This is a genomic window from Luteimonas sp. BLCC-B24 (assembly GCF_028550595.1).
Taxonomy (GTDB): Bacteria; Pseudomonadota; Gammaproteobacteria; order Xanthomonadales; family Xanthomonadaceae; genus Luteimonas.
In genome coordinates this window covers 140,197-147,672 of the sequence record NZ_JAQQGN010000009.1, presented here as the reverse complement: position 1 = coordinate 147,672, position 7,476 = coordinate 140,197, and the positions used below count along the sequence as shown (strand labels likewise).

The window sequence follows — 7,476 nt, the reverse complement described above, 5'->3', positions numbered from 1 at the left end:
CTTCGAGTGCAGTCGTCTTTTCCAGAAACTCGAACTACTCGCCAGCATTTGCATGCTGTTGAATCTTTCTTGGTTCTTTACTTAGACATCTGCCAATGGACTAACGCCACCAGCCAGACGTCCGCATAAGTATCCTGCGCACACTGTCAAAGATCTTCGGAAGTGGCCTCAGCGCCTGCTTCCCGATGCTTCGTCGTTTCCTCCGAAGCGAGCCGCCCATTCTAGCGCGGTTTTGGCTTTCGTCAACACCCCGTGAGGGGGAGAGTTCTGCCGGCTTCAGCGTTCGGCCCGAAGGCCTTTTCGTTGAAACGAGCCGCACATCTTACCGCGGCCTTCGAGTCTGTCAACACCGCGTGAAGCGTGCTTTCGAACTCGTCCCGCCAGACCGCTGCGCCGAAGTGCAGCCCGTCAAGCGGGGCGCGAATTATGCATAGATCGAACGGGTTTGCAAAGACCTCACGCGCATCGCGGTTGACGGCCCGCGCGTGCTCCCAGATGGTGGCGGCCTACCTGCCTACTGGTGTCTTCGTCATGCGCCTCGCCCGACTGTTGCTGCTCGCCCTGCTGGCCTCCCTGCTGCTGCCCGCGTGTGCCAGCGATCCCTGGGTGGAGCTCGACGGGCATCGTTACAAGGTGGAGATCGCCGATACCGACGAGGCGCGGGCACGCGGACTGATGTTTCGCGACTCGATGGATGCCGACCGCGGCATGCTGTTCATTCACGACCAGGAGGCGCCTCTGGCCTACTGGATGAAGAACACGCGTATCGCGCTCGACATCCTCTACTTCGACGACGCGCGCCGTCTGGTCTCCCAGCAGCGCGATGTACCGCCCTGCTCGGGCGGCAACCGGTGCCCCAGCTATCCGAGCAGCGCGCCGGCCCGTTACGTCCTCGAGCTCAACGCGGGCGAGGCCCAGCGCATCGGACTGGAAGACGGCGCCGAGCTGGTGTTCTCGCCGGCGATCGCGGCGCCCTGACCGCTGCGCCGCCTTGTACGGCCTGACGCGCCGGTGCAGGCTCCCTGCATGAGCGACGCGCCCGAACTGCCCGACTGGACTGCGCTGGCCGGACTCGGCGACGCGGCCCTGCCGCTGTTCGACGTCGCACTGCTGATCGCGCGCGATGAATATCCGGCGCTCGACACCGGCCGCTATCACCGGCTGGTCGATGGCCATGTGGCGCACCTGCAGGTGGAAATCGATGCGATCGGCTACGGGCCGCTGAAGATGCAGGCGATCAATCGCCACCTGTTCGACGAACTGGGCTACACCGGCGACCGCGCGCACTACTACGATCCACGCAACAGCTACCTCAGCGACGTGCTGGACCGGCGGCTGGGCAATCCGATTTCGCTCGCCCTGGTGCAGATGGAGGTGGCCCGGCGCCTCGGCGTGATCCTCGACGGCATCTCGTTTCCGGGCCATTTTCTCGTACGGCTGCCGGTCGACGACGGCATGCTGGTGATGGACCCGTTCAACAGCGGGCGGCCACTCGACCTCGACGCGTTGCGTGCGCGGGCTGGCGCCCACCTCGGCGTCGACACGCCGGACGACGCCACGCTGGCCCGGATGCTCCAGCCCGCATCGGCACGAACGATGCTGATGCGCGTGTTGCGGAATCTGCTCGGCGCCTACCGCGACGCCGAAGACTGGGCACGCGTGGTCCGCTGCGCGGATCGGCTGATGAAGCTGGTGCCGGATACGCCGGATGCCTTGCGCGACCGGGCGCTCGGTTACCTGGCACTGGGACACCTCGATGGCGCCCGGCAGGATCTCGGCCGTTATCTGGCACGCCATCCGGATGCCGAGGACGCCGGGGAGTTGCGGGCACAGCTGCTGCGTATCGGCGGCGCGGGGCGCGCCACGCACTGACGCCGTGTCAGAGCGCCATCATCTCGAAATCGTCCTTGGTGACGCCGCAATCGGGACAGGTCCAGGTGTCGGGCACGTCCTCCCAGCGCGTGCCGGGTGCGATGCCTTCGTCCGGAATGCCGGCGGCCTCGTCGTAGATGAATCCGCAGACGACACACATCCAGGTGCGGTAGGCGGTCTGCGTCGTCGAATCGTTCATCGGATAATGGGCCGCGCGGCGTGCAAGTGATGCTGCATTGTCCCATCGCGCTCCCTCCACCGGAACCCACGCCGATGAATGCCCGTTCCGCCGCGCCGCGCGGCCTCTACCTGCTCACGCCCGACGAGCCCGACACCGCACGCCTGCTGGCACGCGTCGCGCCGGTGCTGCCGCATGCGACGTGGCTGCAGTACCGCAACAAACGCGCCGATGCCGCGCAGCGCCGTGCGCAGGTGCACGCGCTGTTGCCGCTGTGCCGGGCAACGGGTGTACCGCTGATCGTCAACGACGACTGGCAGTTGGCCGCCGATACGGGCGCCGACGGTGCCCATCTCGGCCGCGACGACGGCGCCCTCGGCGAAGCGCGCGCGGCGCTGGGAGCGGAGGCCATTCTCGGCGCCTCCTGTTACGCCGATATCGCCTGCGCGCAGGCCGCCGTCACCGCAGGCGCGAGTTATGTCGCCTTCGGGGCGTTCTTTCCCTCGCCGACCAAACCCGGCGCCCCCCTCGCGCCCAAGGCGCTGTTGCGCGAGGCCACGCTGCCGCCCGTGCCGCGGGTGGCGATCGGCGGGATCACCCCGGACAATGCCCGCCAGCTCGCAGCCGCCGGTGCAGATCTGGTGGCCGTGATCAGCGGCGTCTTCGATGCACGTCACCCTGCCGCCGCCGCGCGCGCCTACCGCGCCGCCTTCGATCTGTAATCCCCCGACTTCAGGAATTCCGATGGACACATCCCGCTCGCACGCCCTGTTCGAACGCGCCCGCCACCTGCTGCCCGGCGGCGTCAATTCGCCCGTGCGCGCGTTCAAGTCGGTGGGCGGCGAACCGTTCTTCGTCCAGCGCGCGGACGGCCCCTACCTGTTCGACATCGACGGCAATCGTTACATCGACTACGTCGGCTCGTGGGGCCCGATGATCGTCGGCCACAACCATCCCGATGTGCGACAGGCGGTCAAGCGTGCCCTCGGCGACGGCCTGTCGTTCGGCGCGCCGTGCGAGGCCGAGGTGACGATGGCCGAGCGGCTGACCACGTTGATCCCCTCGTGCGAGATGGTGCGCATGGTCAACTCCGGCACCGAGGCCACCTTGTCGGCGATCCGCCTGGCGCGCGGCGCCACCGGCCGGCCCTGCATCGTCAAGTTCGAAGGCTGCTATCACGGGCACGGCGATTCGTTCCTGGTCAAGGCCGGCAGCGGCGCGCTGACCCTCGGCGTGCCGACGTCGCCCGGCGTGCCCAGCGCGCTCGCCGATCTCACCCTGACCCTGCCTTACAACGACTTCGAGGCCGCAACCGCCCTGTTCGAAACGGCCGGCGCCGACATCGCCGGGCTGATCATCGAGCCGGTGGTCGGCAACGCCAACTGTCTTCCGCCGCGCGACGGCTACCTGCAGCATCTGCGCGACCTGTGCACGCGGCACGGCGCGCTGCTGATCTTCGACGAGGTGATGACCGGCTTCCGCGTCGCCCTGGGCGGCGCGCAGGCGCGATACGGCGTGACGCCTGACATCAGCACCTTCGGCAAGATCATCGGCGGCGGCATGCCGGTGGGCGCCTACGGTGGACGCCGCGATCTGATGGAGCGGATCGCGCCGGCCGGGCCGATCTACCAGGCCGGCACGCTGAGCGGCAATCCGGTGGCGATGGCCGCAGGCCTGGCGATGCTCGATCTGGTCTCGGCGCCCGGTTTCCACGACGCCCTGGAGGCGAGCACGAACGCGCTGTGCGACGGCCTCGAAGCCGCGGCGCGCGACGCCGGGGTGGCGTTCACCACCACGCGCGTCGGTGGCATGTTCGGCCTGTTCTTCACCGACCAGGCCTACGTGGACACCTATGCCCAGGCCGTCGCCTGCGACACGGCCACGTTCAACCGCTTCTTCCACGCGATGCGCGAACGCGGCGTCTATCTCGCGCCGTCGGCATTCGAGGCCGGCTTCATGTCCGCGGCGCACGACGCCGCCGTGATCGACGCGACGCTCGCCGCCGCACGGGACGCGTTCGCCGCGATGGCGGCCGCGTGAACACGTCCGCGCCCGAGACGGAACGCGACGAGCGCGCCAACCCGTTCGAGCGCGACCTGCTCCCGGCGCGCCCCGACGGCCTGCGCAACCGGGTGTACCGCTTGCTGTTCCACCACGAGACGCCGGCCGAGCGCAATTTCGACCTCGCGTTGATCGTGGCCATCCTGGCCAGCGTGATCGTGGTGCTGCTCGACAGCGAGCCGGCGCTCAAGGACCGCTGGCACTCGGCACTGCTCGCCGCCGAGTGGGCGTTCACCATCGTCTTCACCATCGAATACGGGCTGCGCCTGTGGGCGGTGCGTCGTCCGCTGCGCTATGCGACGAGCTTCTTCGGCATCATCGATCTGCTGGCGATCCTGCCAAGTTACCTCTCACTGGTGTTCGCGGGCAGCCAGTACCTTCTGGTGATCCGCGTGCTGCGTCTGCTGCGCGTGTTCCGTGTGCTCAAGCTCGTGCAGTACTCCAGCGAGGCCAGCGTGCTGATCACCGCGATGGCGCGCAGCCGGCGCAAGATCTCGGTGTTCGTCTGCGCGTTGATCACGATCGTCGTGATCTTCGGCGCGCTGATGTACGTGGTCGAAGGCCCGGAGCACGGGTTCACCAGCATTCCGACCGGCATGTACTGGGCGGTGGTGACGATGGGCACCGTGGGCTTCGGCGACATCTCGCCGGAAACCCCGTTCGGGCGCTTCGTCACGTCGATTCTGATCCTGATCGGCTACAGCATCATCGCGGTGCCCACGGGCATCTACACCGCCGAACTCGCCAGCACCCTGCGCCCGAAGCGGCGCCACGTGCGCTGCGGCGAATGCGGCCTGCAGGATCACGAACAGGAAGCCTGGCACTGCCGGCGCTGCGGACACGGGCTGCCGCAGGAGGAGCCGACCGGGTGACACCGCCCCGGCTGCGGCTGGTGCTGCTCGATCTCGACGGCGTGCTGGTGCGTTATTCGCACCGCGCGCGCGTGGCGCATCTGGCGCATGCGGCGGCGTGTACGCCGGCCCACGTGTCGAAGGTGATGTTCGATTCGGGGCTCGAGCGCGCCTACGACTGCGGCGTCCTCGACACCGCGACCTATCTGCAGCGTCTCGGCACCGCCCTCGGCGCCACGATCGACGCCGCCGCGTGGATCGAGGCACGCGTCGCCGGCACGCAGGCCGACCCCGCCGTGCTCGCATGCGTGGCGTCGCTCGTCCTGCGGATCGAGGTCGGCGTGCTGACCAACAATGGCGCGCTGATGCGCGACGCGATGCCACGGATCCTCGCGCCATTGTTCCCGATGCTCGACGGCCGCGTCCTGTGCAGCGGCGTGCTGGGCGTGCGCAAGCCGAACCGTGAGATCTTCGGGCACGCCCTCACCCATTTCGATGTGCGCGCGCAGGAGACCCTGTTCGTCGACGACCTGTTCGTCAACGTGCAGGGCGCACGCGCCGCCGGCCTGCACGCCGACACGGTGGTCGATGCGCGGTCACTGCGGACGGTCCTGCGGCGCTACGGGCTGGCCTGAGTTCCGGCCAGCACGTCGCGAAGCGCGGCCGCCATCCGCTCGAGCGCCGGGATGGCCGACGGCGGCGGGACCTCGGCCGGATAGATCCGCAACAGACCATCACCTGCGCGGCGCGGCTGCACATGCAGATGCACGTGCGGCACTTCCTGGCCGCCCGCCTCGCGGTTGGACTGCCAGAGGTTGAGGCCGTCGGGCGCGAAGACGGCATCGGCTGCGCGGGCGATGCGCACCGCGACCCGCATCAGCTGCGCGGCAGTGTCTTCGTCGAGATCGAACACCGTTTCGACATGCCGGCGCGGCACCACGAGCACGTGCCCGGGCACCGCCTGGCGCAGGTCCATGAAGGCGATCACCTGCGCGTCCTCGTGCACGAGACTCGCGGGCTGCGTGCCCGCGAGAATCGCGCAGAACGCGCAGTCGTCGGCGGACGATTCAGCCGGCGGCGACGGCATCGGCGATCGCCGCACGCAGCCGCACCAGGCCCTCGGCGACGTCGGCATCGGTGATGTTGAGCGCCGGCACGAAGCGCAGCACGTCGGGGCCGGCCTGCAGCAGCAGCAGGCCGTGGCGCGCGGCGTGGTCGAGAATGGTCGCGGCCTTGCCGGCGTGCTCGGGACGCAGCACGGCGCCGAGCATCAGGCCGCGGCCGCGGATCTCCGAGAACAGGCCGAATTCGGCATCGAGCGCGGCGAGGCCGTCGCGCAGCGCGCGCGACTGGCGCGTCACGTTGGCGGCGATGGCCTCGGATGCCAGCTTGCGCAGCGCGACGCGCGCGACGGCGGCGGCGAGGGGATTGCCGCCGAAGGTGGTGCCGTGATCACCGAACTGCATGGCCTCGGCGACCTTCGGGCCGGCCAGCAGCGCGCCGATCGGGAAGCCGCCGCCGAGCGCCTTGGCCAGCGTGACGATATCGGGCACGACGCCGTCCTGGGGATGCGCGAACAGCGTGCCCGTGCGGCCCATGCCGCACTGGATCTCGTCGAGCACCAGCAGCGCGTCATGGCGATCGCACAGCGCGCGCACGGCGGCGAGGTAGCCATCGGCGGCCGGCATCACGCCGCCCTCGCCCTGCACGGGCTCGAGCATGACGGCGGCGACATCGCCGTCGGCCATCGCGGCCTCGAGCTGGGCGACGTCGTTGAAGTCGACGTAACGGAAGCCACCGGGCAGCGGCTCGTAGCCGGCCTGGTATTTCGGCTGCGCGGTCGCGGTGACCGCGGCCAGCGTACGGCCGTGGAAGCTGCCGCGCGCGGTCACGATGACGCGGCGGTCCGGGCCGCGGCCCTGCGCGGTGGCCCACTTGCGTACCAGCTTGATCGCCGCCTCGTTGGCCTCGGCGCCGGAATTGCACAGGAAGGCGCGCGCGGCGAAGCCGCTGGCCTCGACCAGTTCGGCCGCCAGCCGCAGCGGCGGTTCGCTGAAGAACACGTTGCTGGTGTGCCACAGCTTGCCGGCCTGCTCGACAAGCGCGGCGACGAGATCGGGATCGTTGTGGCCGAGCCCGCAGACGGCGATGCCGGCCGACAGATCGACGTATTCGCGACCTTCGTTGTCCCAGACGCGCGCGCCGTCGCCGCGCTCGAGCACCAGTTCGCGGGGGCGATAGACCGGCAGCACGTGGCGCTGGGCCAAGGCGATGAGATCGGCAGTGGTGCCGGGAGCTGCGGACATGGTGCTCTTCACAGGGCAACCCGTGTGCGGGACGCCGGCGATCCCGGCGGAGACATTATCGGGCCGCGCCGCCTTCGCCGCTATCGTGACGATGCGCCGCCTACGCGACGAGAGCGCAGACGAGGCCGTACGCCCCACATCCTCGTGCGTTTCCATCAGGAAGAAAAAACGGCCGGACATGCCGGCCGTTCCAGGGCATCACTTCCGC

The 7,476-nt window shown here is 69.2% G+C and carries 9 protein-coding genes; 6 read left to right on the top strand and 3 right to left on the bottom strand.

The features are described 5' to 3' along the window. Positions 1-531: 531 nt before the first annotated feature. Positions 532-978, top strand: a complete 447-nt coding sequence (locus PQS31_RS15670; protein ID WP_272763711.1) for a DUF192 domain-containing protein — start codon at positions 532-534, stop codon at positions 976-978. A 48-nt stretch (positions 979-1,026) separates the two neighbouring features. Further along, entirely contained in the window at positions 1,027-1,872 is an 846-nt protein-coding gene (locus PQS31_RS15665) for a tetratricopeptide repeat protein (RefSeq protein WP_272763709.1), read from the top strand. A gap of 7 nt (positions 1,873-1,879) precedes the next feature. Here the strand turns inward: PQS31_RS15665 and PQS31_RS15660 are convergent, their stop codons facing one another. Next, a complete protein-coding gene (locus tag PQS31_RS15660) occupies positions 1,880-2,071 on the bottom strand; it encodes a rubredoxin (protein ID WP_272763708.1) in 192 nt (63 codons plus the stop codon). 74 nt (positions 2,072-2,145) lie between these two features. On the opposite strand from PQS31_RS15660, the gene thiE reads away from it, so the two are divergent. Genes thiE through PQS31_RS15640 form a run of 4 tightly spaced genes read left to right on the top strand, consistent with a single transcriptional unit; the run spans position 2,146 to position 5,597 of the window. Beyond that, entirely contained in the window at positions 2,146-2,772 is a 627-nt protein-coding gene (gene thiE / locus PQS31_RS15655) for a thiamine phosphate synthase (RefSeq protein ID WP_272763707.1), read from the top strand. A 22-nt stretch (positions 2,773-2,794) separates the two neighbouring features. Further along, the gene (gene hemL, locus PQS31_RS15650) at positions 2,795-4,090 is read left to right on the top strand and encodes a glutamate-1-semialdehyde 2,1-aminomutase (protein WP_272763705.1); all 1,296 of its coding nucleotides are present in this window, start codon (positions 2,795-2,797) and stop codon (positions 4,088-4,090) included. 56 nt (positions 4,091-4,146) lie between these two features. Further along, the gene (locus tag PQS31_RS15645) at positions 4,147-4,983 is read left to right on the top strand and encodes an ion transporter (RefSeq protein WP_272763721.1); all 837 of its coding nucleotides are present in this window, start codon (positions 4,147-4,149) and stop codon (positions 4,981-4,983) included. Next, positions 4,980-5,597 (top strand): HAD-IA family hydrolase, encoded by a 618-nt coding sequence (locus tag PQS31_RS15640; RefSeq protein ID WP_272763704.1) that lies wholly within the window; start codon positions 4,980-4,982, stop codon positions 5,595-5,597. Before PQS31_RS15645 ends, PQS31_RS15640 begins: the two co-directional genes overlap by 4 nt. Here the strand turns inward: PQS31_RS15640 and PQS31_RS15635 are convergent. Further along, positions 5,582-6,049, bottom strand: a complete 468-nt coding sequence (locus PQS31_RS15635; protein ID WP_272763703.1) for an HIT family protein — start codon at positions 6,047-6,049, stop codon at positions 5,582-5,584. The two genes, PQS31_RS15640 and PQS31_RS15635, sit on opposite strands and share 16 nt — an antisense overlap. After that, positions 6,030-7,268, bottom strand: coding sequence for an acetylornithine transaminase (locus PQS31_RS15630; RefSeq protein ID WP_272763702.1), 1,239 nt, complete (start codon positions 7,266-7,268; stop codon positions 6,030-6,032). The genes PQS31_RS15635 and PQS31_RS15630 overlap by 20 nt, the downstream gene beginning before the upstream one ends. Positions 7,269-7,476: the final 208 nt, after the last annotated feature.

Coding starts and splice junctions, on each gene's coding strand:
- thiE (WP_272763707.1), top strand. CDS start 2,146: ATGAATGCCCGTTCCGCCGCGCCGCGCGGCCTCTACCTGCTCACGCCC.
- PQS31_RS15670 (WP_272763711.1), top strand. CDS start 532: ATGCGCCTCGCCCGACTGTTGCTGCTCGCCCTGCTGGCCTCCCTGCTG.
- PQS31_RS15660 (WP_272763708.1), bottom strand. CDS start 2,071: ATGAACGATTCGACGACGCAGACCGCCTACCGCACCTGGATGTGTGTC.
- PQS31_RS15635 (WP_272763703.1), bottom strand. CDS start 6,049: ATGCCGTCGCCGCCGGCTGAATCGTCCGCCGACGACTGCGCGTTCTGC.
- PQS31_RS15630 (WP_272763702.1), bottom strand. CDS start 7,268: ATGTCCGCAGCTCCCGGCACCACTGCCGATCTCATCGCCTTGGCCCAG.
- hemL (WP_272763705.1), top strand. CDS start 2,795: ATGGACACATCCCGCTCGCACGCCCTGTTCGAACGCGCCCGCCACCTG.
- PQS31_RS15665 (WP_272763709.1), top strand. CDS start 1,027: ATGAGCGACGCGCCCGAACTGCCCGACTGGACTGCGCTGGCCGGACTC.